Origin of the sequence: Pseudomonas sp. RIT411 (genome assembly GCF_003057735.2) — a bacterium.
In the GTDB taxonomy this organism is placed as follows: domain Bacteria; phylum Pseudomonadota; class Gammaproteobacteria; order Pseudomonadales; family Pseudomonadaceae; genus Chryseomonas; species Chryseomonas oryzihabitans.
The window spans coordinates 90100-115962 of sequence record NZ_QBIZ02000011.1 but is presented as its reverse complement, the minus strand read 5'-3'; the positions used below and the strand labels follow the sequence as shown (position 1 = coordinate 115962).

The following is a 25863-nucleotide window of genomic DNA, read 5'->3' as shown; positions in this document are numbered from 1 at the left end:
GCCGGGTTCGCTCAGCCCGCGAAAACCCCTCGAGGACAGCGCCATGCCAACAACAATCACCGGCCTGCAGATCGAAGACATCCGCTTTCCCACCAGCCAGGCGCTGGATGGCTCCGATGCCATGAATCCGGATCCGGACTACTCCGCCGCCTACGTCATCCTGCAGACCGACCAGCCGGGGCTGGAGGGTCACGGCCTCACCTTCACCATCGGCCGCGGCAACGAGATCTGCTGCGCCGCCCTGCGCGCCCTGGAGCCGCGGGTGCAAGGCCTGACCCTGGAGTGGATCCAGGAAGACCCGGGCCGTTTCTGGCGCCACATCACCGGCGACAGCCAGCTGCGCTGGATCGGCCCGGACAAGGGCGCCATCCACCTGGCCACCGGCGCGGTGGTCAACGCCGCCTGGGACCTCTGGGCGCGCGCCGTGGGCAAGCCGGTCTGGCGCCTGGTGGCGGAGATGAGTCCCGAAGAGCTGGTGCGCTGCATCGACTTCCGCTACCTCACCGACTGCATCACCCCCGAGGAAGCCCTGGCCCTGCTGCGCCAGCGCGCCGAGGGCAAGGCCGAGCGCCTGCAGCACCTGGAAGCCGAGGGCTATCCCTGCTACACCACCTCGGCCGGCTGGCTCGGCTATCCCGACGACAAGCTGCGCCGCCTCTGCCAGGAGGCCATCGACGCCGGCTTTTCCCACATCAAGCTCAAGGTCGGTCGCGATCTCGCCGACGACATCCGCCGGGTGCGCATCGCCCGCGAGGTGATCGGCCCCGAGCGCCATTTGATGATCGACGCCAACCAGGTGTGGGAAGTCGGCGAGGCCATCGACTGGGTACGCGAGCTGGCCTTCGCCCAGCCCTGGTTCATCGAGGAACCCACCAGCCCCGACGACGTGGAGGGCCATCGCGCCATCCGCGAGGCGGTGGCACCGGTCAAGGTGGCCACCGGTGAGATGTGCCAGAACCGCATCCTCTTCAAGCAATTCATCATGCGCGGCGGCCTGGACGTGGTGCAGCTCGACGCTTGCCGCCTGGGCGGCCTCAACGAGGTGCTGGCGGTGCAGCTGATGGCCGCCAAGTACGACCTGCCGGTCTGCCCCCATGCCGGCGGCGTGGGCCTCTGCGAATACGTGCAGCACCTGGCGATGATCGACTACCTCTGCGTCGCCGGCACCCACGAGGGCCGGGTGGTGGAATACGTCGACCACCTCCACGAACACTTCGAGGATCCCTGCCGGGTGCGCGGCGCCGCCTATCTCGCGCCCCAGGCGCCGGGGTTCTCCATCGCCATCAAGGCCGCCTCCCGGGCGCGTTATCGCCATGCCGGAGGGCAGCCGTCATGAGCCCGCGCCTGGATGCCCACCAGCACTTCTGGCGCTATCGGCCGGCCGAATTCGCCTGGATCGACGGGCGCATGGCCGGGCTGCAACGCGACCATCTGCCGGCCGACCTGGAGCCGCACCTGCAGCGGGCCGGTTTCGACGGCTGCATCGCCGTGCAGGCGCGCACCCTGGAAGAGGAGACGGACTTTCTGCTCGACCTCGCCGCCCGCACGCCCTGGGTGCAGGCGGTGGTCGGCTGGACCGATCTGCGCGCCGCCGACCTGGTGGCGCGCCTGGAACGGCGCCAGGGCAGTCGTCACCTGCGCGGCTTCCGCCATCCGGTGCAGGACGAGGCCGATCCCGGCGCCTGGCTGGCCGATGCCGCCGCCAACCGGGGCGTCGCCACCCTGCAGCGGCACGGCTATCTCTATGAACTGCTGATCCATGCCGAGACCCTACCCGCCGCCACCGCCTTCGCCGCATGCCATGACCACGGCGTGCTGGTGCTGGACCACCTGGGCAAGCCGCCGGGCCGGGTCGCGCCCGCCGACTACGCCCGGCTGCTGGCGCCCCTGGCGCGGCTGCCCCATGTGCATTGCAAGCTGTCCGGGCTGGTCACCGAGGCCGACTGGCAGGGCTGGCAGGCGGAGCAATTGCTGCCCTATGCGCGCATCGCCCTGGAGGCCTTCGGGCCGGAGCGCCTGCTGTTCGGCTCGGACTGGCCGGTCTGCACCCTGGCCGCCAGCTACGCCGAGGTGGTCGACCTGGCCGAGCAGGCATTGCTGGAGCTCACGAGCAGTGAACGTGCGGCGGTCTTTGGCGGCAACGCGGCCCGGCTCTATGGCCTGGGCACCCAGCCACGGGAGGCAGTGGCATGAATCTGCACCTGACCGACAAGGTGTTCCTGGTCAGCGGCGGCGGCTCCGGCATCGGCGCCGCCGTCTCCCTGGCCCTGGCGGCCGAGGGCGCCGTCCCGGTGATCCTCGCCCGCGAGCCGCTGGCAGCCGACTTCGCCGCGCAACTGGCCGAACGGCAACCCAGCGCTCGGGCCTTCACCGTGGAGCTGTGCGACGAAGCCGAATGCGAGCGGACCGTGGCCGCCGTGCAGGACGCCTATGGGCGCATCGATGGACTGGTCAACAACGCCGGAGTCAACGATGGCGTCAGTCTCAGCGCCGGTCGCGCCGCCTTCGTCGCCTCCCTGGAACGCAACCTGGTGCACTACTACCACCTGGCGCATCTCTGCCTGCCGGCATTGCGCGCCAGCACCGGCGCCATCGTCAACATCGCCTCCAAGACCGCCCTCTCAGGCCAGGGAGACACCAGCGGCTACACCGCGGCCAAGGGCGGCGTGCTGGCCCTGACCCGCGAGTGGGCCGCCTCGCTGCTGGACGACGGCATCCGCGTCAACGCGGTGATCCCCGCCGAGGTCATGACCCCGCTCTACGAACGCTGGCTGCAGGGCTTTCCCGACCCGGCCGCCAAACTCGCCGCCATCACCGCGCGCATCCCCCTCGGCCGCCGCATGACCACCCCGGAGGAGATCGCCAACACCGTGGCCTTCCTGCTCTCGCCACGCTCCAGCCATACCACCGGCCAATGGCTGAGCGTGGATGGCGGCTATCTGCATCTGGATCGGGCGTTGACGTGAGGGAATGAGGCGGAGGAGCAGGAAGGCGCCCTCACCCCAGCCCTCTCCCGGAAGGAGAGGGGGCGGTATCGTGATGGCGGCAGGGTTTGGCGTTAGCCGAGATCATCGATACGTGGAAAACGCTGCGCGGTTTTCCACCCTACCCATCCGCCGCAGGTTGGCGAGAGCGAGCTCCCGTAGGGTGGACAACGGCTCAGCCTTGTCCACGCGCCGGGCACCAAAACCGCCCTTGGAGTGCAGGCCTGCCGCTGTGGCCACCCTCACCCCAGCCCTCTCCCCGGGGGAGAGGGGGCGGTATCGGAGTCAGCGGTTGGATCATCCATACGTGGAAAACGCTGCGCGGTTTTCCACCCTACCCATCTGCCGTAGTTTGGCGAGAGCGAGCTCCCGTAGGGTGGACAACGGCGCAGCCTTGTCCACGCGGCAGGCACCGCTAGCGCTTCGGACTCAACGGACTGTCGTCCAGGTCCTCGCGCTCTTCGGTGGTGGTAGTATTCGCCGAATCCGGCACATCGCCGTATTCGTCGTAGTCGTGGGGGGTCTGCTTATCATCCGCGGGTTCGGGATTCATGGGGTACTCCGCTCGTAGAGGCACCCTTGGTGGAGTCCGCCGGCCCCGGCGGCGTTCCCGCTAGACCAGCGCCACCAGACGTTCGGCGACCCGGTCGAAGGGTTCGATGCTGCGCTGGGCGCGGCACAGCGGGATCACCCCCTGCACCGCCGCCACAAGCAGCGTGGCCAATCCCGCTGCCGCCTCCGGCGCATGACCATGCTCGACCAGCGCCACCTGCAGCCGAGCCTCCCAGCGGCGATAGATGCCCGCCGCCGCGTCCAGCTCGCGCTGGGCGATCTCGTCCACCGGTTCTTCCACCGCCACCGCCATCACCGGGCAGCCGACGCGAAAGTCCGAGTCCAGCAGGATGTCGCGCCAGAGTCGCAAGAAGCCCTGGATTCCCGCCAGGGCCCCGGCCTGCAGCTGGCGCTCCAGATCGCGACTGACCTGGGCGCCGGCCAGCTCCACCGCCTCCACCACCAGCTGGTGCTTGCCACCGGGGAAGTGATGATAGGTGGACCCCAGCGGCGCCTCGGCGCGCTTGATTGTCTCGCGGATGCTGGTGGCATTGAGGCCGTGCTGCGCCAGCATGGCCGAAGCCGCCACCACCACCCGTTTCCGTACCGTCGACTGCTCGGTCATCCATTCTCCTTGCTATGACAGTCGTCATAATCTACCGTCCAGGCATTATAACAACTGTCATAGGGACCACCCCATGCCCAGCGACGCCCTCGTCGAGGAGCTGATCACCGCGGACGGTTATCGCCTCAGCACCAGTCGCTATCCCGCCCAGGGGCCGCTGCAGGGACGGCTGATCGTCGCCGGCGCCACCGCCGTGCCCCAAGGCTTCTATCGACGTTTCGCCCAGCACGCCGCGGCCCGCGGTTTCGAGACCCTGACCTTCGATTACCGTGGCATCGGCCGTTCGGCGCCGGCCTCGCTCAAGGGCTTTCGCATGGACCTGCTGGACTGGGCGCGCCAGGACCTCGCCGCCGCGGTGGACAGCATGGCCCAGGGCGACGTCCCCCTCTACCTGGTCGGCCACTCCTATGGCGGCCATGCTTTCGGCCTCCTGCCCAACCACGCCAAGGTGGCCGGCTTCTATGTCTTCGGCACCAGCGCCGGCTGGTACGGCTACATGCCGCCGCTGGAAAGACTCAAGGTGCTGACCATGTGGAAACTGGTCCTGCCGGTGCTGACCTGGTGGAAGGGCTACTGCCCCTGGAGCGCCCTGGGCCTGGGCGAAGACCTGCCGCGCGACGTCTATCGCCAGTGGCGCCACTGGTGCAGCTATCCCCACTACTTCTTCGACGACCCGGCCATGCAAGGCATCGAAGCCGGCTACGCCGCGGTGCGCACCCCCATCGTCGCGGTCAACGCCCTGGACGATCTCTGGGCCACCCCGCAATCGCGCGATGCCTTCATGCAGGCCTATCGCAACGTCGACCTCCAGCGCGAAGACCTCGACCCCCGCCAGCACGGCGGCGCCATCGGCCACATGGGCTATTTCCGCGCCAGCGCCCAGCCGCTGTGGGATCGCGCCCTGGACTGGTTCGCCGCCCTGCCCCGGATGCCCAACCCCGGTTGAGTGGCGGCTGAGCGCACGGCATAGCGCTCTTGGCCAGGACTGTACGGGCCGACATCGCCAGCCCGTACCGCTTAAAGTCAGCGGATTAAGCCCTAACTGTTGCGACCGTCTGAATGGTCGTGGTGACAGCTCGTCGGCTCCAGTAGGCGCGTCTTAGGCTGCTGCCACCACCTTGTCACAAGCCGACGCCTGGCCACTCGCGGGTTTCAACCCTATCGCACGCAAAATCGTCCGACTTGATTGCGCGAACGGATGCGATTCCGGCACTTCGCCAGCCTTGACGCTCCGCTACCTGCCACCTAACGTGAAGTCCATCACAAGGAAGCAGCCGTCACGATCCCTCGTCTCGGCCCCGGCCAGGACGCCGCCATGCCACCCAAAGACCGTCACGGCAAGACCGCGCAAGACTACCGCGCCGCGCTCATCGCCGAACTCGACGCCGTTCCCGACTACCACCGCCGCCGCAAGGCTCAGCGCTCTCCTCTGCTATTCGTCTGGCTACTGGTGCCTATCGCCCTGCTCTGGCTCAACTGGCCTGGGGTGCAGCGCTGGTTGCATCCTGCGCCTGTGGCTGAACCTTCCGTTGAAGTCGCGGAAAGCCAAACTCCCGCACCTCCGCCTGTTTCCTCTGCACCTGTTCCGCGCCAAGTCATAGCCACCTCTCAGCCGCTGGATGCCTGCCTCAAGCAAGGCAACGTGGTGGATGAAGATGTACTGCGGTGCCGCTATGGCGCTGTGCCTCGCGCCCAAGAGCCGACTTCGGCTCCGCAGGGAATGGTGTCGGCAGCCTATCTCGCTCAGTACAAGGCGGGGCGGGAGTTAGCTCCCGTACGCACCTCTTCTTCACCCTCCTTCAGCGAAAGTCATTGGGTTCGTAAGTGGGATGGCAGCGGCTCTTATTTGGCTGAGTGGGAGGTGCAAGACAATCGGATTGATTACGGGAGCGTTTGTAGGAATCACCGAAAGGGTTCCATTGAGTACCGGGAATGTAGGAAGGGGGCGAAGCAGTGGTTTAAGGAGGAATGCGTAGAGTTGAAGAGCGTTAAGGGCAGAGAATTTGTAAGAGAACGGTATTGCTCAGCAGCTGATGGGTTTGGGGCCATGAACTGAATTCAAAACCAGCACTTTAAAAAATTATCAAAACCTCATCATCGCCACGAAATTTAGTCAAGCCAAACCAGTTACCGGCGCACATGTAAAGGGAATTGCAATGTCCACCACCTACAACATTTACAAAATAAAACACGAAAAAATAGATCAACTATTGGAAAAACTTAACGCAGTTTGCTTAACAGAGCAAAAAACACAGAGCACCAAAAATTATCTAATGACATTTTATTTTTCCAAGAACGTGAGAGGCAACGACGTTTGGTGGTGGGAGGTTTATAGAGATTTTTTTAATGACGACATAAATGAACCCAAGAATATTTTCCACTACGGAATGTTGCTTTGCCGGAACATAGACAAACCGGAAGAAATATATGCTGTCAGCCTTGGAAAATCACACTTTTATCTCTCCAAATTTATTCATCCAGACTTCGGAATTCACTTAGCCGTAAGGATGGCCGATGAAGATACAATCCTATTAAAAAAGAGCCGACATTTTGCTGGAACAAAAAGACAAGACGTATCCTCCTACCAAAGATTTCAGCTTGGAAACTACGAACCAGGAGAATCAGTCGACCATTTAAAACTGAAGGCATCCAATAAAGAAATTTGGGGAGAAAGGAATATAATATTTGCCGACTCAATCCAAATGGACATAAACAGGAGCCCTATAGACCTTGCAGCCATTTTTGATCAAATCGAAACCACTATCGTAGGACAGGAACTAATTCAACTGCCTAAACTTGAACCTGCAGCGGAGAACTTGATAGAGGACTTAGACAGCTCCCTTCTCACCTCCATAAAAGAAATGAAGGCGAATGTGCAAGTCGAAGAGTTCTATATTCACGGCGTAAATATTTGCTTCCACTTTCATAACTACTCCTATCGCTTGTCTTGTAAAAAACCAAATCAAGCGGGCTTTTACAAAAAAGATCTCGGCAACTCAATTGAAATAGCGAGCATTAAAGATTTTCTTTCAGAAAACCAAGATATCACCAGCATCAATGAACTTCGGATTCAATTTAAAAACGAAGAACAAGGAGCATTCACTAAAGACCTAAAAGAGCTTATGGACGTAGCAATTGATTACGAAGGTTTTCAATACTTCTTAAAAGGCGGGGAATGGTATAAATTCAACCAAACCTTTATGGAGTATCTTAAAAGATCACTAAACAGTATTGAAACCGAAATAAAAGAAGATTTAGACGAAGCTGATTATCAAAGGTGGAAGATCGATAAGGAACGCAGGATAAACGCCAACGAAGTGCTTGACGACCGCTTGACCTATCGCGAGTCTTATTTCAACAAAAAGCAATGTACCGACAACGGCTTCACTTTACTAGATAGGCAACTAACTCCAATTCAATCTCTAGAGCAAGGAAAAGGCAAATACAAAGTCGAAATTGCAGACCTCTTCAAAGAGGGAGAGATCGTATCCGTTAAAATCTCAGAAACCAGCCACCAACTCATCTACAACATAGAACAATCGAAAGACTCTGTAGAGCTGATACAAAGAAAAACTATCCAACTCAATGAAGAGCTGACGACCGCATCACTATGGTTTGTTTTCGAACAAGACATCCAAAGGATTACACAATTTAACTCAATACAATTTTTACTAGCCATTGAGTCTTGGCAGAAGCTTATAAAAAGCTTCAACCTAAAGCCTAAAATATATATATCAAAGCATAAAAAACAAACAACGTAAACCATTTAAATGTTAATAGCAAATAGCCTGCAAATGAGCGCTACTGATCAACCAGCTCTTATTCTATTAACGGCAAGCACTTATTCGCACCCAACGTTTTAAAAGGCTGCTATATTGATAATCACCCAAATGAAAGCGACCGGTATATTATTTATTAAAAGAGATAGCTTACGCCAGTTGCACTATCGCTCTTTCAACCGATTGTGCTTTTAGTCTTCCCAATTAGACTATCACTCAGCGAATCTCTCGCTCCCGACATGCCCCTCCTTGCCCACTACTGCGGCCTGCGCCCGAAGCAAGCCCCACAAGGACCGTCCCCATGCAAACCTCCCGCTCCCTCATGGTCGCGTTGCTGCTGGCCAACACCGGTGCCGCCTGGGCCGCGTCCAATACGGCCAACGTCCAGCAGAACGGCGGCTTCAATGTGGTGAACCTGAACCAGGGCAGCGAGCTGTCGGCGCGCAACCAGGCGGATATCCAGCAGAGCGGCAGCTTTCTCAATGCCCAGGTCACCCAGCAGAACGATGCCGATGACCGCGTGCGGGTGGTACAGACCAATGCCAGGAGCGCGGTCGAGGTCAATCAGGTCTGGGGATCGCAGCGCCTGGTGGATATCGAGCAGCGCGATGGCGGCTATGACCGGGTGCAGGTCGATCAGGGACCGGGCAGCGGCAACGCGACGGTGGTGCGCCAGAGCGGCTTGCGGCAGGACACCTCTGTCCATCAGGACGGCGGCTATCATCGGATCGACATCGAGCAGGACAGCTACGCGGCGGGCCAGAACACCCTGACGGTCCGCCAGGATGGACTCAACGGCAAGCTGGACCTGGCTCAGCACGGTGACCGCCAGGACCTGCAGGTGACCAGCTTTGGCCTGCGCAACGAGGCCTGGGTGAGGCAGACCGGCGAGGACTCGACCACGATCGTCGAGCAACGCGGCAACGACAACTACATCGGCCTCAAGCAAGGCGGCGAGCGGGTGGATTCCAAGGTGGTGCAGGAGGGCAACGGCAACGATGCCCGGGTCCGGCACTCCAGCAGCTATTCGCGCCCCAGCACCGTCGACATCGCCCAGCGCGGTGATCTCAACCGGGCGGACGTGAATGTCTACGGCGTGGGCAGCAGCCTGACCCTGGCGCAGACCGGTGACGGCAATGGCGCCGCCGCCATCGTCTCGGGCGAGGGTAACCAGCTGGATCTGGCGTCCAATGGCGACGCCAACGGCATCAATGCCTATTACCTGGGCAACGACGGCCAGCTGAAGGTCGATCAGCAGGGCGACAACCTCGGGGTGACGGCCTACGTGACCGGTAATGCCTCCAGCATCACCGTCGCCCAGAGCGGCAGCCAGCACACCGCCGACCTGACCCAGAGCACCGCGGGCAATGCCATCAACCTGACCCAGAGCGGCTTCTCCAACCACGCCGTCATCAGCCAGTAGCCAGGCATCAGCGGGGCCCCTCCGGCAGCCGCCGTGGGCCCCGCCGCCACTCTCGCTCAATCTTTGCCCTTCGCGGCCGTTACCCTTGAGATGTACCTTTCAAGGAGTCCGCGATGTCCAGCACGCTGTCGGTGAATGGCATCGGCCACGGCATCTTGCGCGCGCCCACGCTCAGGCTGGGTGGCGCGACGGCCAAGCCCACCGCCGAGGAAGAGGCCAAGGTCGAGCAATCCAAGAAGCCCAAGGGGATCGGCAAGCCCAATCCGCTGAACCAGATCAAGGACCAGGCCGAAGCCGACGCTGCCCCTGCCAGCGAGAAGGGCAGCACCGGCAACAAGACCCTGGATACCCTGCAAAAGGCCATCGACATGGCCAAGCGGCAACTGGAGCTGGCGCAGAAGCAGTTGCGCGCAGTGGAGGCCCGGAGCAAGGGCGACACCAAGGCCGAGCAGGAAGCCAGCCAGGCTGCGCGCGAAGCCGCCCAGGCCAATGTCGCCGCCGCCAGCCAAGCCCTGACGACGGCCTACGCCGCCTATACCGAAGCCCTGAAGAAAGCCGGCGAAAGCACTGGCGGAGTGAGCGCCAAGGCGTGATGCTGGCCCCCTGACCCGACCAGCTGGACTACCCTCGGATGCCTGTCACGATCTGGAGGGCGTATTCGCATGGCAACCAAACTCAAGGGCAAGACCGCCCTGGTCACCGGCGCGGCCCAGGGCATAGGCGCCGCCATCGCCCGGGCTTTCGTGGCGGAAGGCGCCTTCGTCTATGTCACCGACCTCAACGCCGAGCTCGGCCACGCCGTCGCAGCCGAACTGGGCGACCGTGCCTGCTATCGGCCCCTGGATGTGCGCCTGGAGGCCGACTGGCGGCGGGTGACCGGGCAGATCCTCACCGAGCGCGGTCGGCTCGACGTGCTGGTGAACAACGCTGGTATCACCGGCTTCGAAGAGGGTGTGGCGGCCCAGGATCCGGAACACGCCCGGCTCGAAGACTGGCACGCGGTGCATCGCACCAACCTCGATGGCGTCTTTCTCGGCTGCAAGCATGGCATCCGCGCCATGCGTCCGGCCGGGGCCGGGTCCATCATCAATATCTCGTCGCGCTCCGGGCTGGTGGGTATCCCCGGCGCGGCGGCCTATGCCTCGTCCAAGGCGGCCGTACGCAATCACAGCAAGACGGTGGCGCTCTATTGCGCGGAACAGGGCCTCGCCATCCGCTGCAATTCGATCCACCCCGCCGCCATCCTCACGCCGATGTGGGAGCCCATGCTGGGCGATGGCCCGGATCGCGCGGCACGTATGGCGGCGCTGGTACGGGACACGCCACTGCGACGCTTTGGCCGCCCCGAAGAGGTGGCGGCCGTGGCGCTGCTGCTGGCGTCCGATGAAGCCGCCTACATGACCGGCAGCGAGCTGAATCTGGATGGCGGCCTGCTGGCCGGTTCGGCGGTGACGCCGGCGGTGGTCGAGGCCCCCTAGCCCTTCACCCTGAAGCTCAACTGCAACTCTGTGCCGCGCTCGCCGGCGCGGGACCATTGGGCGTGGGCGCCGATCTGGCCGGCGAGGCCCTCGATCAGCTTCATGCCGGTGCCCGAGCCGGGCTTGCGGGCGGAGGTCTGCAACGGCAGGCCCTTGCCGTCGTCCTGGATGCGCACGCGCCAGGTGTCGTCCTCGGCGAGGTCGATGTCCACCGCCAGCAGGCCGCCCTCGCCGTCGAAAGCGTACTTGAGGCTATTGGAGGCGAATTCGGTGAGGATCATGCCCAGGGGCACGGCGGTGTCCGGGTCCAGGTCGACGTCGGCGATGCCGATCTGCAGCCGCACCTGGCCGGAGTGCTCCTGGTGCAGGTGGCAGAGATTCTCCAGCAACTGCATGACGAAGGGCCGCAGCCGCAGTTGCTGGGCGGTGTTGGCCGCATAGAGCTGCTCGTGGACCAGGCGCAGGGCGTCGATGCGCGCACCGATGCCCTGCAGCTCCTGGCGGGCCTCGTCGGACTGGGCCGCGCGGGATCTCAGCCAGACCAGCCCGGCGATGATGGCGATGTGGTTCTTGATGCGGTGCTGCATCTCTTGCATCAACCGGGTGTTGGCCTGCAGGGCGTCGTTGAGGTCGCTGCTCTTGAGCAGGCGGTCGATGACCGGGCCGAGGATGGTGGCGTAGGTGCGCAGGAATTCCACGTCTTCCTCGCCGAAGTCCCGCGGCTCGCGGGCGTCGACCTGCAACAGGCCATAGGGTCGGCCGCCGGGCAGGAAGATCGGCACGTTCACCAGCGCCTGGACGCCGTGGTCACGCAGGAAATCGGGCAGGTCGAAGCGGTCTTCCTTGGAGATGTCCGGGGTGATCACCGGGCGGCTGACCTTGATCGAATAGGCTTCGGAGGAGCGCTCGCCGAGAGACACCTTGGCCTGGCCCACCACCCCGGGTTTCCAGCCGACCCCGGCGCGGACCAGCGCCTGGTGCTCGCCGCGCTCGATCTCCAGCACCTTGGACAGCTCGGTGCCGAGGGCGTCGCCCACCAGGTGGCAGGCGCGCATGAGGATCTCGTCCAGATCCTCGCAGCGCAGCGCGAAGTCTCCAAAGTCCGCCAGCAGCTTTTGCCGCTGGGTCAGGGCCTGGACCCGCTGTTCATCGTTCATCGAAGGCTTTCCTTCTGGCATGAGCAAGGCACCGGGACAACGGCCTCAGCGAGCGCTGACCCGGGCTGCCTGCCGTCGCTAATCGTCCGGATAGATCTCGTCCGCCGTGATGGCCGGCAGGCTGCCGATGGCGCGCAATTCGTTGATGGCGTCGCGGATCACCTCGTAGAGCAGCGCGGTGTTGCGCACCAGGGTCTGGTTGAGCACGCGCGACACCCGCGCCGGCCGGGCGGGATCGATGAGGGTGATCAGGAGGTTGTCACCCTGGGACTGGATCTCGTGCTTGATGGGCGGGTCCAGCGCCGCCAACTGGCTTTTCAGTGCTTGCATGCCGTCTATCCACAGAAGGTCGTTTCTGAATAGTCGGACTGGAAACAACGATCGGGCGTTCAGTGCGTCGAGGGTGACGCACCGAACGGCTGGCGCAGCGCCTCAGAGGGGCGCGTCTTCCTCGCGATAGATCCGCAGTCCACGCGCCTGGTAGTTGGCCAGTGCCGCCGGGTGATCCAGGGTGCAGGTGTGCACCCAGACGCGCTCGGTGCCGGGCCACTCCCAGGCGGAACGGAGTGCATGGCTCAGCAACGGACCGCCGAAGCCCAGGCCCATGAAGGCGCCGGCCAGGCCGAAGTAGCGGATCTCGACGTTGCGGCCGTCCGGGCGGTACAGCTCGTAGTAACCGGCGATGGCGCCGCGGTGATAGGCGACCCAGGTGCGATGCCCGTCCTGCTCCACCAACGCGCGCCATTGGGCGTCGCTCCAGCCGTTCAGATCGGTCCAGTCCCAGGCCTGGCCGACCAGGGCATAGAGAAAGCGATTGAATTCGGGTTGCGGCACCTCGCACTCGACGATCTGCAGGTCGGGCCGTGGCGGCTTCTCGCGCAACTCGGTCGAGGCCGTCATTTCGAGGTAGAAGGTGGTGCAGGTCCGGTCCATCGCCAAGACTCCCTGGAAAAGGTCAGACCCGATTGTGGCCAGAGCGACAGGGGTGGTGCCAGTCTGATTGCGACGCTCGCGGAAAGCGGATCGCCGCAGGTGTCGTGGCTACCCGGCTACCGCGGCCCCGGCGGCCCGACCGCGCCAGGCCAGCGCCAGGGTCATCAGCAGGCCCAGGGCGGCCATGCCGGCGCCGGCCAGGGAGATCGCTGGATAGCCGAGACCGGCGTCGATCACCGCGCCGCCCAGGGCCGCGCCGAGGGCATTGCCCAGGTTGAAGGCGCCGATGTTGACCGCCGAAGCCAGGTTGGGGGCGTCCTTGGCGGCTTCCATCACGCGCATCTGCAGCGGCGGCACCAGGGCGAAGCTGGCGATGCCCCAGACGAGGATGGCTACGGCGGCCGCCAGCGGCCAGCGCATCAGTACGCTGAAGGCCAGCAGCACCACGATGAGCACGCCCAGGGAGGCGATCAGCGTGCGGTCGATGGATTTGTCCGCCGCCTTGCCGCCCCAGAGATTGCCCAGGGTCAGGCCAACGCCGAACAGCACCAGCATGGCGGTGATGAAGGCCGTGGAGCCATGGGTCTCGCGGGCAAGGATCGGCGCGATATAGGTGAAGACGGTGAACATGGCACCGGAGCCGACCACGGTCAGCCCCAGGGCCGCCAGCACCGGCGGGCGACCCAGCACGCGGATCTCGGCCAGCACGCCATCGCTCGGTGGCAGGGCCACGTTGGGCAGGGCGAACCAGAGTGCGGCCATGGTCAGCAGGCCGAGTCCGGCGATGCCCCAGAAGGCCTGGCGCCAGCCGAGCAATTCGCCGAACCAGGTGGCCAGGGGCACCCCGCCGATGGTCGCCAGGGTCAGGCCCATGAACATGGCGGCGACCGCCCCGGCGCGCTTGTCCGGGGCGACCACGCTGGCCGCCACCAGGGCGCCGACGCCAAAGAAGGCGCCATGGTTGAGCGAGGTCACCACCCGGGCGATCAGCAGGCTGGTGTAGTCGGTCGCCAGCGCCGACATCAGGTTACCGAGGGTGAAGATGGCCACCAGGCCGATCAGCAGATGACGGCGCGGAATGCGGCCGGTGGTCAGGGTCATCAGGGGCGCGCCGATCAGTACGCCCAGGGCATAGGCGCTGATCAAGAGACCCGCCGCCGGAATGGACACGCCAAGATCGGCGGCGATGCCCGGCAGCATGCCCATGGGCGCGAATTCGGTGACGCCGATGCCGAAGGCACCGGTGGCCAGGGCCAGCAGGGGTGGATTGATACGCATGGGAAAGGCTCCTTATCTATGCTGCGAATGCTAAGCTCCCCGCTCAAGCGCCGGTAGACGGCGGTTTTGGCATGCACCTTTGCCCTGGAGTCACAAGTGGATCTGAATGGTCGCTCGGGAGAGATGGCGGTGTTCGCCCAGGTGGTGGAGGCCGGCAGCCTGTCCGCCGCCGCCAGAGCCCTGCGCCTGACGCCTTCGGCGGTGAGTCGCTCCATCGCCCGTACCGAGCAGCGCCTCGGCACGCGACTGCTGTTGCGCACCACCCGGGCCATCACCCTCACGGTCGAGGGCGAGGCCTATCTGCGCGCGGCGCGACGGATCCTGGCGGACCTGGCCGAGGTGGAAGACGCCATCGCCGACCAGGGCGTACCGCGTGGGCGCCTGCGCGTCAGCGCCGCCCTCGGCCATGGCCGCATGACCATGGTGCCGCTGGTGGCGGCCTTCAGCGCCCGCTATCCGGACATCGTCGTGGACCTTGCGCTGGGCGACGAGGTGGTGGACATCCTCGCTGGCCAGGCCGACGTGGCGATCCGCTTCGGCCAGCTGGCCGACAGCCCCCTGAGCGCCCGCCCCATCGGCGTCACCGGGCAGGTGGTGGTGGCCTCGCCGGCCTATCTCGCCCGCCACGGCACACCCCAGGTGCCGGAAGACCTGCTCAACCACAACTGCCTGAGATTCAACTTTCGCCGCGCCCTGCCCGACTGGCCCTTCGTGCGTGATGGCCAGGCCTTCGCCCTGAAGATCAGCGGCAACATCGAGTGCAACAGCGGCGAGGCCCTGGCGCTGCTGGCCCGCGAAGGCGCCGGCATCGCCCGCATCGGGGAATTCAGCGTGGCCGAGGACCTGCGCAGCGGCGCCCTGGTGCCGCTCCTGGAGGCCTGGAATCCGGGCGATCTGGAGCCCATCCACGCGGTCTTCGTCGGCGGCTCGACCATGCCGGCGCGGGTACGGGTGTTCGTGGATTTCCTGGTGGAGCGGCTGGGCCACTGAGGCCCTCAGGCGAAGCGCCCGTCACTCTTGAAACGCTCCGTGGCTTCGATCAGGGCACTGGTAGTGCCGGGCTCCGTGGGCGCGTGCCCGGCGTCGTTGACGATCTTGAGCACCGAGCCGGGCCAGGCCTTGTGCAGCCGGTAGGCGGAATTCGGCGTGGCGATCATGTCGTGGCCGCCCTGGACCAGGTAGCAGGGCAGTTGGCGGATGCGCGCCAGGCCCTGGATCAACTGGTCCTCTTCGAGAAACAGCTGATGCTTGAAGTACCAGGCGTCGAGCACGGCCATGCCCAGCGTGGTCTGCTCGTCGGCGGCCTGGGCTTCCACGCCTTCCGGATCGTGGCGCAGCAGGGAGCAGCTGGCCGAGTAGCGCACCCAGGCCCGGGCGGCGTCCAGGCGCGCCTGCGGGTCTTCGCCGAGCAGACGTTCGAGGTAGGCGTCCAGGGCGGCATCGCGCCGGTCTTCCGGAATCCAGCTGACGAAATCCTCGTAGGCACGGGGGAAGAAGCGCCGCATGCCGTGCAGGTACCAGTGCACCTCGTCGGCGGTGCCGAGAAAGATGCCGCGCAGCAGGAAACCCAGGCAGCGCTCGGGATGGGCTTCGCCATAGGCCAGCGCCAGGGTGGTGCCCCAGGAGCCGGCGGTGAGCAGCCAGCGCTCGATACCCAGGTGCTCGCGCAACCGTTCGAGGTCATCGATGAGGTGCTGGGTGGTGTTGTCGCGGGTTTCGGCCAGGGGGGTGGATCTCAGGGCGCCGCGCTGATCGAACAGCACGATGCGGTAGTGGTCCGGATCCCAGAAGCGCCTCTTGCTGGGCTCGGCCCCTTCGCCCGGTCCACCGTGCAGGTAGACCACCGGCACGCCCCGGGGATTGCCGCATTCCTCCCAGTAGAGTTCGTGCAACGCGCTCACCCGCAGCCGACCGCTGCGGTTGGGCTGCTCGATTTCCGGAAAGAGCTGGTAGGTGACGGCGCAGGGTGCATCCATGGTCGTTTCTCAGGTGGGCTTCGAGGTAGCTGAGCCAGCGCCGGCCGCCCGAGTTCCAGTCGAAGCGGCGCCGCAAAACGGCTGCCCGCCGCACCCGTGCCGGGCTGCACGCCCAGCGCTGGTGGGCTTGCGGGGCTCAAGGCGGGCCCTTCGCGAAAACCCCTCGCGCCGCGCCTGCGGCGCGGCCCGTTGGTCGGAAGGGGACTGCCGCGCGCCCTGGGGAACTCCAGCCGGCATCCCCGCCCTAATCCCCCACGCCTGCACTCGTGGCGCCCCTTCGCTGACTCGAAACGTTGCATTCGTTCGCTTCGCTGGCCTGGGGGCGCCCGGTTCGCCGGCCCCTTTCGTGTCTTGCCAGGATCCCGCTCTGCCATGTCCGCTTCCGCTTCCCCCGCCGTCGACCCCGACCAGAAGGCTTCGGCCCGCCGGCTGATCTTCATTACCGTGCTGGTCGCCACCATGGGCGCCCTGGCCTTCGGCTACGACACCGGCATCATCGCCGGCGCCCTGCCCTTCATGACCCTGCCGCCCGACCAGGGTGGCCTGGGCCTCAATGCCTACACCGAGGGGCTGGTCACCGCCGCCCTGATCGTCGGCGCGGCCTTCGGCTCGCTGGCGGCGGGTTATCTCGCCGATCGCTATGGCCGCCGCACCACCCTGCGCCTGCTGTCGATCCTCTTCGTCGTCGGCGCCCTGGGCACCGCGGTGGCGCCCTCGGTGGAGCTGATGGTGGTCGCCCGCTTCGTGCTCGGCCTGGCGGTGGGCGGCGGTTCGGCCACGGTGCCGGTGTTCATCGCCGAGATCGCCGGCCCCAAGCGCCGCGGGCGCCTGGTGAGTCGCAACGAACTGATGATCGTCAGCGGCCAGCTGCTGGCCTATGTGCTCAGCGCCCTGCTCGCCTGGCTGGTGCACGACAACGGCATCTGGCGCTACATGCTGGCCATCGCCATGGTGCCGGGCATCCTGCTGTTCGCCGGCACCTTCCTCTTGCCCACCTCGCCGCGCTGGCTGGCGGCCAAGGGCCGCATCGAAGAAGCCGAAGCCGTGCTGGAACGCCTGCGCGACACCCCCGAGGAGGTGCAGCGCGAGGTGGAGGAGATGCGCGAGAGCGAGGAGCAGGCCAGGCATCGCCCGCCATTGCGCGAATTGCTGAGCCAGGGCTGGGTGGTCAAGTTGCTCCTGCTGGGCATCGGCCTGGGCTTCGTCGCCCAGTTCACCGGGGTCAACGCCTTCATGTACTACACGCCGATCATCCTCAAGAGCACCGGCATGGGCACCAGCGCGGCCCTCACCGCCACCATCGGCAACGGCGTGGTCTCGGTGATCGCCACCCTGCTCGGCATCTGGGCCATCGGCCGCGCCGGACGCCGTACCCTGCTGCTGATCGGCCTGGTGATCGTGGTCGTGGCGCAACTGGCGCTGGGCAGCGTGCTGCTGTGGCTGCCGCAGGACCTCACCCAGAGCTACCTGGCGCTGGCCTGCATCCTGGTGTTCCTGCTGTTCATGCAGATGTGCATCGCGCCGGTCTACTGGCTGCTGATGTCCGAGCTGTTTCCCAACCAGGTCCGCGGCCTGCTGACCGGGGTGGCGGTGGCCGTGCAGTGGCTGTGCAACGCCACCGTGGCCTTCAGCTTTCCGGTGGCCCTGGAAGCCATCGGCAACTACACCTTCTATGTCTTCGCCGCCATCAACCTGGGTTCGCTGCTGTTCGTCTATTTCTGCCTGCCGGAGACCCGCGGCAAGTCCCTGGAAGAAATCGAACGTCATCTGAAGAAAGAGTTATAGCGGGTCGTTAGCCGACCGATCGGCGATTTTCCGGCTTGCTACGGACCAAATGGAATAATTTCTCATCCCGTATCAAGTCGGACTTATCCGGGCCGATGCAGAGTGAAGGCATGTCGCCGTCATTCTTCGCGCCAGGGCGCGACCGGGGCTTTCGATGAACATCAAGCAGAAACTCACCTCGCTTTTCGCGGTAACCGCCTGCCTCCCGGTGATCCTGGTGGCGGGCGTGGTCATCATGAACGTGCGCAGCCAGGCCACCGGCGACTTCCTCGACGGCAGCGGGCGCGAAATCCGCCAGATCGATCGCAACATCCAGCAGTTCTTCTCCGGCATCCAGCAGAACGTCGACTTCCTCGCCAAGGAGCCGAACATCGTCGCGCTGCAAGGCCTGAAGAACTACAGCGGCGCCGACGCCGCCCAGTTGCCGCAGCCGGAAGCCGGCCAGCAGGCGCTGGCCTATTTCACCCGCTTCGCCAAGACCCACCCCACCACCGCCTACCTGTCGGTCGGCCTGGCCGATGGCGGCTACGTCAGCTGGCCGGACGACGCCAAGCTGGCCAACTACGATCCGCGCGTGCGCCCCTGGTACCAGGCGGCCATGAACAATCCCGGCAGGGTGGTGCGCACCCCGGCCTACTACTGGGCCACCGACGACGTCTCGCTGATGGGTGTGGTGCGGACCATGGAAGACGCCAGCGGCAAGGTCCGCGGCGTGGTGGGCCTGGACATCTCGCTCAAGCAGCTCACCGATCTGGTCAAGAGCATCACCCTGGGTCAGAGCGGCTACCTGCTGCTAGTGGAAGACAGCGGCAACGTGCTGGTCGACCCGCGCGACCCCAAGCACAACTTCAAGCAGCTCAAGGAGCTGGGTGACGCCTACCAGACCCTCAGCGGCATCCAGAGCGGCCTGGGTGAGGTCAATCTCAACGGCACCGACTACATGGTCAACGTCTATCCGGCCAAGGATCTGGGCTGGAAATTCATCGGTCTGATCGAGCGCAGCGAAGTCATGGGCAAGGCCACCGCCCTGACCTGGCAGATCGCCGGCATCACCGCGGTGCTGGCACTGCTGTTCGCCGTGCTCGGCGCCGCCTTCGCCGGCATGATCGTGCGGCCGATCCGTGGCGTCTCTGCCGGCCTCGAATCCATCGCCCAGGGCGAAGGCGACCTGACCAAGAGCCTGACCGTGCAGGGCAAAGACGAAACCGCCACCCTGGCCGGCTGGTTCAACCAGTTCCTCGCCAGCATCCGCCAGCTGGTGCAGCGCATCGGCCAGGCCTCCAACGACCTGCAGCAGGCCTCGCAGACCACCACCCAGGCGGCGGCCAGCATGAACGAGGTCGCCGGTCGCCAGCGCGAAGCCGTGGAGCTGGTGTCCACCGCCTTCAACGAGATGGTCGCCACCTCCAACGAGGTCGCGCGTTCCTGCAGCCAGGCCGCGGCCTCCGCCGACGCCGGTCATCACAAGGTGCAGGAAGGCTACGGCCAGATCGAGAAGGCCACCGGCAACGTCAACCAGCTCAGCGGCAGCCTGGCCCAGTCGGCCCAGGCCATGGCGGTGCTGGAGCAGGACAGCCACAACATCAACACCATCCTCGACACCATCCGCGGCATCGCCGAACAGACCAACCTGCTGGCGCTCAACGCCGCCATCGAAGCAGCGCGGGCCGGTGAGCAGGGGCGTGGCTTCGCCGTGGTGGCCGACGAGGTGCGGGCCCTGGCCAAGCGCACCGCCGACTCCACCGGCGAGATCGACGGCCTGCTCGGCAGCCTGGCGCGGCGCACCCAGGAGGTCACCCGCCAGATCGAGACCAGCCTGGAGCTGTCGCAGACCAGCGTGGCCTCCATCAGCGAGGCGCGTGGCAGCTTCGAAGGCATCCGCCAGTCGGTGGACGAGATCCGCGACCAGGCCCTGCAGATCGCCGCGGCAGCCGAGGAACAGCACCAGGTGGCCGAGGACATCAACCGCCACATCGCCCAGATCCACGACGACGCCCAGCAGGTGGAAGGCCTGGCCCAGTCCACCACCCGCGACTCCTCGCGCCTGTCGCAACTGTCGGGCGAACTGGACGGCCTGGTGCGGCGCTTCAAGGCCTGATGACTGTTTGGCGGTAGCAGAAGCCCCGCGGGTGATCCCCCGGGGCTTTTTGTTGGCCGGGATTCCGGGACGCGTGGATAAGGCTGCGCCATTATCCACCCTACGGACGTTGAACCTCCCTGCTGCGCAGGACAGCCCCCTCTCCCCTGGGAGAGGGGGCCTTCAGCCGAACCGTAGCGTGGAAAACGGCGCAGCCTTTCCGCTGGCTGGTCGGGCATCTCGTTGGGCTTCGCTGCGCTCAACCCAACCTACGGGGCTGGTGGTAGCAGAAGCGCCACGGATAATCCCGGCGGGGCTTTTTTATGGCCTGGCGTTCGGGGACGCGTGGATAAGGCTGCGCCGTTATCCACCCTACGGACGTTGAACCTCCCCGCTGCGCCGGACAGCCCCCTCTCCCCCTGGGAGAGGGTTCCTTCAGCCAAACCGTAGCGTGGAAAACGGCGCAGCCTTTTCCACTGGCGGATCGAGCCCAACAGCCCCCCTCAAGCCCCGGACGGCAAACCCTGGTCGCGATCGCCACGCAGGTTGCTGTGGGCAGCCTTGCAGATCTCGCGCAGGCCGCTCTTGAGGCCTTCTTCGAGGGTAGGGTGGTAGAAGGGCATGTCCAGCAGCGAGCTGGCGGTCTCGCCGTGGATCAGCGCCAGCACCAGCAGATGGCCGATATGGTCCATGCCCGGTCCGACCATGGCCGCGCCGGTCAGCTTGCCGGTACCCGGTTCGGCGTAGAAACGGGCGATGCCCTGGTTGCGCGCCTCGACCCGGGCGCGGCCCTGGTCGTGGTAGGAAGAGGTGCCGATCAGACTGCCCCGGTCGGGCGGACTGCCCAGCACGGCCACCGGCGGATCGGTGAAGATCAGCGAAAACAGCGGCGATCTCGGGGTCGGTCGGACCTCGGGATAGCAGGCCGCATTGTGCCCGGCGATGGCGCCCTCGTCGGAGGCCTCGTGGAGGATCGGCCGGTCATGGTCGGCATCGCCGGCGATAAAGATCGACGAAGCGCCACACTGCATCGTCTCGGGGTCGTAAACCGGGGTGCCATGGTCGTCCAGCTCGATGCCTGTGGTCTCCAGCCCCAGGCCCTTCAGCCGCGGCGGTCGCCCGGCGGCTACCAGCACATAATCGAAGTCGCCCTCGCCGGTCGCAGCACCGGACCAGGACAGTCGCACGCCCTCGCCCTCCCGCCGGGCATCCACCTCAACGTTCAGGTACAGGGTCAGGTCCTGCTCCAGGATCTTGCGCAACTCGGCCTTGACCTCCAGGTCCTCCAGCGCGCCCAGGCCATCGTCCTGGCCGAACAGGGTGACGGCCACACCGAGGCGGGCCATGGCCTGGGCCAGTTCCAGGCCCACCGGGCCGGTGCCGATCACGGCCAGGGAGCGCGGCAGATCGGGGAGTTCGAAGATCGTCTCGTTGGTCAGCGCCCGCTCGCCGAGGGCGTCGAAGGGTTCCGGCACCAGAGGGTAGGAGCCGGTGGCGATGATCACGCTGCGGGCGCTTATCGTCTTACCATTACTGAGCTGCAGGCGATCCGGCGCCACGAAGCGCGCCGTCGCTCGCTGGGCCACGCCCTCGGGCAACTTGGCGAAACCCTCCTTGGTGGCGGCGACGAAATGATCGCGCTCGCGCCGCACCCGCGCCATGACCGCCGCGCCATCGACGCCGACGCTGCCTACCTCGATGCCGAAGGTGCCGGCGCGGCGGACGGCATGATGAGCCTCCCCGGCGACGATCAGCAGCTTGGAGGGCATGCAGCCCACGGAGGCACAGGTGGTGCCGGCCCAGCGGTCGTCGATCAGCAGGGTGCGCGCGCCCTGGCGGCGGGCGGCGCGTTCGGCGGCGAGGCCGGCGGTTCCGGCCCCGATCACGGCGACATCACATTCGAGATCGGCGGGGGTCGTAGCGGCTGCAGGGTCACTCATCTCATCACCTGACGTTGTGAAGGGTTACCCGACTCGCGCCAGGGCTCCAGCAAGGGACCCCAAGCGCAACGTTGAGGTTGCATCCCCAAGGCGTGACCCACTTCGACAAAAAACCGACAATTCTTGTCAGGAGCGTCAAATTCCATGCCACTCGTCACCTTATACTGGCCATCTGGAACCATTGAGGGTGTCCTATCCTCAATTAGCCAACTTAAATGGACGCAGGCACTCACATGGAACGTGACATCAGCAAGATTCCGCTCATCAACGATTGGTCCTATCTGATCGCCCTGGAAACCGGCCTGTTCACCCGCGGTGAACTCAGCGGCGCGGTGCTCAAGGCCCTCAACGACCAGGCCCGCCTGCTCTCCCGTCGCTACCTGGTGCAGAAGTCCAAGCTGGACGTACGCAAGCTGACGCCCGCCGAGACCGAGATCCTCGATACCCTCAGCGACACCGCCGCCAGTCTGCGCCGCCGCCAGCGGCTGCCGCACAACATCGTCAAGAGCCTCAGGGCCGGCGGCCTGATCGCCGCGGTCGAGCGCAGCGTCTGCGCCTCGGGCATCCTGCAGTGCCACAACGGCTTCTATGAAGACGGCCTGGAGCCGGGCGCCTTCGAGCGGATCGTCATGCGCCATCCCCATGAATTCGGCGATCACGCCCGCCAGAGCGCCGCCCTCTACTTCGCCCAGGAACCCTTCGCCCTGGAACAGTCGCAAGACGTGCACGACCAGCCGCTGCAGGCCAGCGCCTGATGAGCGAGGCGCACGCAATGACCGGGGCGGCCGGGAGGCCCCAGACCCCGTTCGCCTGCGCGCGTCTCGCCGCCCCCGTTCCCGCGTGCGGTACCGCTTTTCCGGAGTCCTGGCGCATGACGCCCGCTTTCGCGCCGCTCAGCCCCCCATAGCACCCCTGCCCTCGCCGGCCGGCCGATCTCGCTGATCGTGTCGGCTGTCGTCCTTTCGTTGCCGGCCCAGCCGGCAGCGGCCTTTGCCTGCGCGCGTCTCACGACGGGCGTCTCTGCCGATGCCGTTCGCGTCGCCGTCCAGCCGGAGTCCGCTCCCGGAGGGTGGCCGCGGCATGGGCCACGGCTGCGAGGAGCAGACATGACTACCGCCCACGTCCCCCAGGGACGCAACAATTTCGATTTCCTGAGATTCGCCGCAGCTTCCACCGTGGTGATCGGCCACGGCTTCTGGCTCTCGGGGCATATCGGCGCCGAGCCGATCCTCAACTTCACCGGCTTCACCGACGCGGCCAACATCGCCGTCTATGTGTTCTTCGTGATCAGCGGCTTCCTGATCACGGCGTCCTTCCAGCGCAGTCGCAATCCTCTGGACTTTCTGCTCAAGCGCGCCCTGCGGATCTTTCCGGCGCTGATCGTCTCGGTGCTGTTCTCGGTGCTGGTGGTGGGCTGGCTGGCCACCAGCTGGGAAACGAGCGCCTACTTCAGCGATCGCCAGACCCTGGGCTTCTTCAAGAACATCCTCTTGATGACGCGCTTCGAACTGCCCGGCGTCTTCACCGGCAATCCCTTTCCGGACACGGTGAACGGCAGCTACTGGACCCTGCCCTACGAGGTGTTCATGTACCTGTCGCTGCTGATCATCGGGGTGCTGGGGCTGCTGACCCGCTCGGTGGTCATGGCCACCCTGGTGGTGCTGGTGCTGGGCAACTTCCTGCTGCTGCCGCAGATGGGCATCGCCAGCTTCGTGCTGCACAAGGTGTTCAGCCTGGGCATGTTCTTTTTCGCCGGCGCCCTGCTGCAACTCGCGGGACCGCGCATCCCCTGGCGCCTGGAGATCGCCCTGGCGCTCTGCCTGCTGTCGCTGGCGGCCATCGTCTGGCACGTCCTGCCGGTGATCCACCTGGTGTCGCTGGCCTATGTGATCATCTACCTGGCCCAGGTGCAGGTACCGGTGCTGCATGGCTTCGGCCGCTTCGGCGACTATTCCTACGGCCTCTACCTGTTCAACTTTCCGGTCCAGCAACTGCTCATGCACTGGTTTCCCGACAGCTTCTCGCTGCCCGGTTTCCTGCTGGTGAGCTATGTCCTGACCCTGGGGTTCGCGGTGCTCTCCTGGCACCTGATCGAGGCGCCGGCGCTGAGATTCAAGCCGCGGCGCCAGGCCCCGGTGGCGCCGGCCTGAGGCCAGCTGGCCGGGCGTCTCAGCCGAGGCGACCGGCCAGGGCGAAACCGGCCAGGGTCAGCAGCAGCGAGCCCAGCACATGGATGGTCACGGTGAGCGCCGCCCAGCCCAGGCGGCCGCTCTGCAGCAGTCCCACCACCTCGGCGGAAAAGGTCGAGAAGGTGGTGAAGCCACCGCAGAAGCCGGTCACCAGCAGCAGGCGCCACTGGGCTTCCAGCCCCGGATAACGGGAGAACAGCCCCAGCGCCAGGCCGATCACGAAGCCGCCGACCAGATTGACCAGCAGCGTGCCCAGGGGCAGCAGCGGAAACAGCGCATTCAGCCGCAGACCGACCCACCAGCGACAGGCGCTGCCGAGGGCACCGCCAAACATCACCGCGAACAGCGCATAGGGCATCTCAGACTCCTCTCAACGGCGAGGGGCGGCGAGGAGCAGAACGGCAACGCCCGCCAGGGCCGACAGCAGCGACCCCAGCAGCACGCCGATCTTGACCTCGTCGACCAGGAAGGGCGCCCCCGGAAAGGCCAGGGCGCCGATGAACAGGCTCATGGTAAAGCCAATGCCGCAGAGCAGCGCCACGCCATAGAGCTGCAGCCAGCTGGCACCCTCGGGCAACCGCGCCAGACCGCTGCGGATGGCCAGCACCGCCATCAGGGAAATCCCGATCTGCTTGCCAAGGAACAGCCCCAGGGTCACGCCCAGGGGCACCGGATCCAGCAGATTGGCCGGCGACATCCCGGCCAGGGAGACCCCGGCATTGGCGAAGCCGAACAGCGGCACGATCAGGAAGGCCACCCAGGGATGCAGCGCGGACTCCAGCTTGAGCAGCGGCGAGGCGTCGTCGGCCTCGGTGTCGCCCAGGGGAATGAACAGCGCCAGGATCACCCCGGCCAGGGTCGCATGGATGCCCGAACGCAGCATGCAGAACCATAGCAGCGCCCCCACCAGCAGATAGGGCAACAGGGCGGTGACCTTGAGGCGATTGAGCACGAACAGCACCGCCACCAGACCGGCCGCGGCCAGCAGCATGCTGCTGGAGAGGTCGCTGGTGTAGAACAGCGCGATGATCAGCACGGCGCCGAGGTCATCGAGGATCGCCAGGGCGGAGAGAAACACCTTGAGCGACACCGGCACCCGCGAACCCAGCAGCGACAGCACGCCCAGGGCGAAGGCGATGTCGGTGGCGGCGGGAATCGCCCAACCCGAGAGGGTCTGGGGATCGTGGCGATTGACCAGGGCATAGAGCAGTGCCGGCACCAGCATGCCGCCCAGGGCGGCGAGCCCCGGCAGGGCGCGATCGCCCCAGCTGGCGAGTTGGCCGACCGCCATCTCGCGCTTGATCTCCAGCCCCACCAGCAGGAAGAAGATGGCCATCAGGCCGTCGTTGATCCAGTGACCGAGCGAAAGGCCACCGACGTACCAGTGCAGACTGGCGAAATAGCCCTCGGCCAGCGGCGAGTTGGCGACGATCAGGGCGATGGCGGCGGCTACCATCAGCACGACACCACCGGCCGCTTCGGCCGCGACGAAGCGATTGAGATAGGCCAGGGCCCTGGCCGGAGAAAGGGGAGAGTTCATGGGCAGCCGTACTCCGCGCGGCGGCCCGACCTGCGCTCGATTCAACCTGTCCTACCGCGTGGCTGCGGCGACACCCAGCCGATGATCCTACTACGGCAGCCCCGGCGGTCGCAGCAGAAAATCGCCTGGAGACGGCAGCCGCTCTGG

General features: G+C 65.3%; 24 protein-coding genes. 14 read left to right on the top strand and 10 right to left on the bottom strand.

Going from position 1 to position 25863, the window contains the following annotated elements; all coding sequences use genetic code 11:
* Positions 1-43 precede the first annotated feature (43 nt).
* The 3 genes from DBY63_RS16150 to DBY63_RS16140 are packed head-to-tail and all read left to right on the top strand — an operon-like array spanning position 44 to position 2966.
* The gene (locus DBY63_RS16150) at positions 44-1336 is read left to right on the top strand and encodes an L-fuconate dehydratase (protein WP_108582446.1); all 1293 of its coding nucleotides are present in this window, start codon (positions 44-46) and stop codon (positions 1334-1336) included.
* Complete coding sequence (locus DBY63_RS16145) at positions 1333-2193, top strand: amidohydrolase family protein (protein WP_108582445.1); 861 nt, start codon at positions 1333-1335, stop codon at positions 2191-2193. Before DBY63_RS16150 ends, DBY63_RS16145 begins: the two co-directional genes overlap by 4 nt.
* Positions 2190-2966, top strand: coding sequence for an SDR family oxidoreductase (locus DBY63_RS16140; protein WP_108582444.1), 777 nt, complete (start codon positions 2190-2192; stop codon positions 2964-2966). Before DBY63_RS16145 ends, DBY63_RS16140 begins: the two co-directional genes overlap by 4 nt.
* Before the next feature lie 433 nt (positions 2967-3399).
* Here DBY63_RS16140 and DBY63_RS25010 read toward each other — a convergent pair whose 3' ends face one another.
* Positions 3400-3537: a hypothetical protein gene (locus DBY63_RS25010; RefSeq protein ID WP_169742428.1), complete on the bottom strand. Its 138-nt coding sequence runs from the start codon at positions 3535-3537 to the stop codon at positions 3400-3402.
* Between the two features lie 60 nt (positions 3538-3597).
* Positions 3598-4161, bottom strand: a complete 564-nt coding sequence (locus DBY63_RS16135; RefSeq protein WP_108582443.1) for a TetR/AcrR family transcriptional regulator — start codon at positions 4159-4161, stop codon at positions 3598-3600.
* A 73-nt stretch (positions 4162-4234) separates the two neighbouring features.
* Here DBY63_RS16135 and DBY63_RS16130 point away from each other — a divergent pair, with 73 nt between their 5' ends.
* The 6 genes from DBY63_RS16130 to DBY63_RS16110 all read left to right on the top strand — a co-directional run bounded on the left by DBY63_RS16130 (position 4235) and on the right by DBY63_RS16110 (position 10841).
* A complete protein-coding gene (locus DBY63_RS16130) occupies positions 4235-5107 on the top strand; it encodes an alpha/beta fold hydrolase (protein WP_108582442.1) in 873 nt (290 codons plus the stop codon).
* A gap of 369 nt (positions 5108-5476) precedes the next feature.
* Complete coding sequence (locus DBY63_RS24775; protein ID WP_146750259.1) at positions 5477-6217, top strand: hypothetical protein; 741 nt, start codon at positions 5477-5479, stop codon at positions 6215-6217.
* A 100-nt stretch (positions 6218-6317) separates the two neighbouring features.
* A complete protein-coding gene (locus tag DBY63_RS16125) occupies positions 6318-7922 on the top strand; it encodes a DUF6119 family protein (protein WP_108582441.1) in 1605 nt (534 codons plus the stop codon).
* Positions 7923-8241: 319 nt separating this feature from the next.
* Positions 8242-9363: a hypothetical protein gene (locus tag DBY63_RS16120; protein WP_108582440.1), complete on the top strand. Its 1122-nt coding sequence runs from the start codon at positions 8242-8244 to the stop codon at positions 9361-9363.
* Between the two features lie 113 nt (positions 9364-9476).
* Positions 9477-9956: a hypothetical protein gene (locus DBY63_RS16115; RefSeq protein WP_108582439.1), complete on the top strand. Its 480-nt coding sequence runs from the start codon at positions 9477-9479 to the stop codon at positions 9954-9956.
* A 69-nt stretch (positions 9957-10025) separates the two neighbouring features.
* A complete protein-coding gene (locus DBY63_RS16110; RefSeq protein ID WP_108582438.1) occupies positions 10026-10841 on the top strand; it encodes a glucose 1-dehydrogenase in 816 nt (271 codons plus the stop codon).
* On the opposite strand, the gene DBY63_RS16105 is transcribed toward DBY63_RS16110, so the two are convergent.
* The 4 genes from DBY63_RS16105 to DBY63_RS16090 all read right to left on the bottom strand — a co-directional run bounded on the left by DBY63_RS16105 (position 10838) and on the right by DBY63_RS16090 (position 14209).
* Positions 10838-11998, bottom strand: a complete 1161-nt coding sequence (locus tag DBY63_RS16105) for a histidine kinase dimerization/phosphoacceptor domain -containing protein (protein WP_108582437.1) — start codon at positions 11996-11998, stop codon at positions 10838-10840. The two genes, DBY63_RS16110 and DBY63_RS16105, sit on opposite strands and share 4 nt — an antisense overlap.
* Positions 11999-12076: 78 nt before the next feature.
* On the bottom strand, positions 12077-12328 hold the full coding sequence (locus DBY63_RS16100) for a hypothetical protein (RefSeq protein WP_042136971.1): 252 nt from the start codon (positions 12326-12328) through the stop codon (positions 12077-12079).
* Between the two features lie 102 nt (positions 12329-12430).
* Entirely contained in the window at positions 12431-12931 is a 501-nt protein-coding gene (locus DBY63_RS16095) for a GNAT family N-acetyltransferase (protein ID WP_108582436.1), read from the bottom strand.
* Positions 12932-13039: 108 nt separating this feature from the next.
* Positions 13040-14209 (bottom strand): MFS transporter, encoded by a 1170-nt coding sequence (locus tag DBY63_RS16090; protein WP_108582435.1) that lies wholly within the window; start codon positions 14207-14209, stop codon positions 13040-13042.
* 96 nt (positions 14210-14305) lie between these two features.
* Between DBY63_RS16090 and DBY63_RS16085 the strand changes: the two genes are divergently transcribed.
* Positions 14306-15199: a LysR family transcriptional regulator gene (locus tag DBY63_RS16085; RefSeq protein ID WP_108582434.1), complete on the top strand. Its 894-nt coding sequence runs from the start codon at positions 14306-14308 to the stop codon at positions 15197-15199.
* A gap of 5 nt (positions 15200-15204) precedes the next feature.
* Here the strand turns inward: DBY63_RS16085 and pip are convergent, their stop codons facing one another.
* Complete coding sequence (gene pip, locus DBY63_RS16080; protein WP_108582433.1) at positions 15205-16185, bottom strand: prolyl aminopeptidase; 981 nt, start codon at positions 16183-16185, stop codon at positions 15205-15207.
* Positions 16186-16557: 372 nt separating this feature from the next.
* Between pip and DBY63_RS16075 the strand changes: the two genes are divergently transcribed.
* Positions 16558-17970, top strand: coding sequence for a sugar porter family MFS transporter (locus DBY63_RS16075; protein WP_042136962.1), 1413 nt, complete (start codon positions 16558-16560; stop codon positions 17968-17970).
* Positions 17971-18124: 154 nt separating this feature from the next.
* Positions 18125-20068: a methyl-accepting chemotaxis protein gene (locus tag DBY63_RS16070; RefSeq protein ID WP_108582432.1), complete on the top strand. Its 1944-nt coding sequence runs from the start codon at positions 18125-18127 to the stop codon at positions 20066-20068.
* Between the two features lie 482 nt (positions 20069-20550).
* On the opposite strand, the gene DBY63_RS16065 is transcribed toward DBY63_RS16070, so the two are convergent.
* On the bottom strand, positions 20551-21987 hold the full coding sequence (locus tag DBY63_RS16065; RefSeq protein WP_108582431.1) for a dihydrolipoyl dehydrogenase: 1437 nt from the start codon (positions 21985-21987) through the stop codon (positions 20551-20553).
* Between the two features lie 233 nt (positions 21988-22220).
* On the opposite strand from DBY63_RS16065, the gene DBY63_RS16060 reads away from it, so the two are divergent.
* Together DBY63_RS16060 and DBY63_RS16055 are read left to right on the top strand one after the other, a co-directional pair.
* Positions 22221-22742: a hypothetical protein gene (locus DBY63_RS16060; RefSeq protein ID WP_077171523.1), complete on the top strand. Its 522-nt coding sequence runs from the start codon at positions 22221-22223 to the stop codon at positions 22740-22742.
* A gap of 351 nt (positions 22743-23093) precedes the next feature.
* Positions 23094-24137: an acyltransferase gene (locus DBY63_RS16055; protein WP_108582430.1), complete on the top strand. Its 1044-nt coding sequence runs from the start codon at positions 23094-23096 to the stop codon at positions 24135-24137.
* Positions 24138-24156: 19 nt separating this feature from the next.
* Here DBY63_RS16055 and crcB read toward each other — a convergent pair whose 3' ends face one another.
* Positions 24157-24534, bottom strand: coding sequence for a fluoride efflux transporter CrcB (gene crcB, locus DBY63_RS16050; RefSeq protein ID WP_027600082.1), 378 nt, complete (start codon positions 24532-24534; stop codon positions 24157-24159).
* A 12-nt stretch (positions 24535-24546) separates the two neighbouring features.
* Positions 24547-25716, bottom strand: a complete 1170-nt coding sequence (nhaA, locus tag DBY63_RS16045; protein ID WP_074585405.1) for a Na+/H+ antiporter NhaA — start codon at positions 25714-25716, stop codon at positions 24547-24549.
* Positions 25717-25863: the final 147 nt, after the last annotated feature.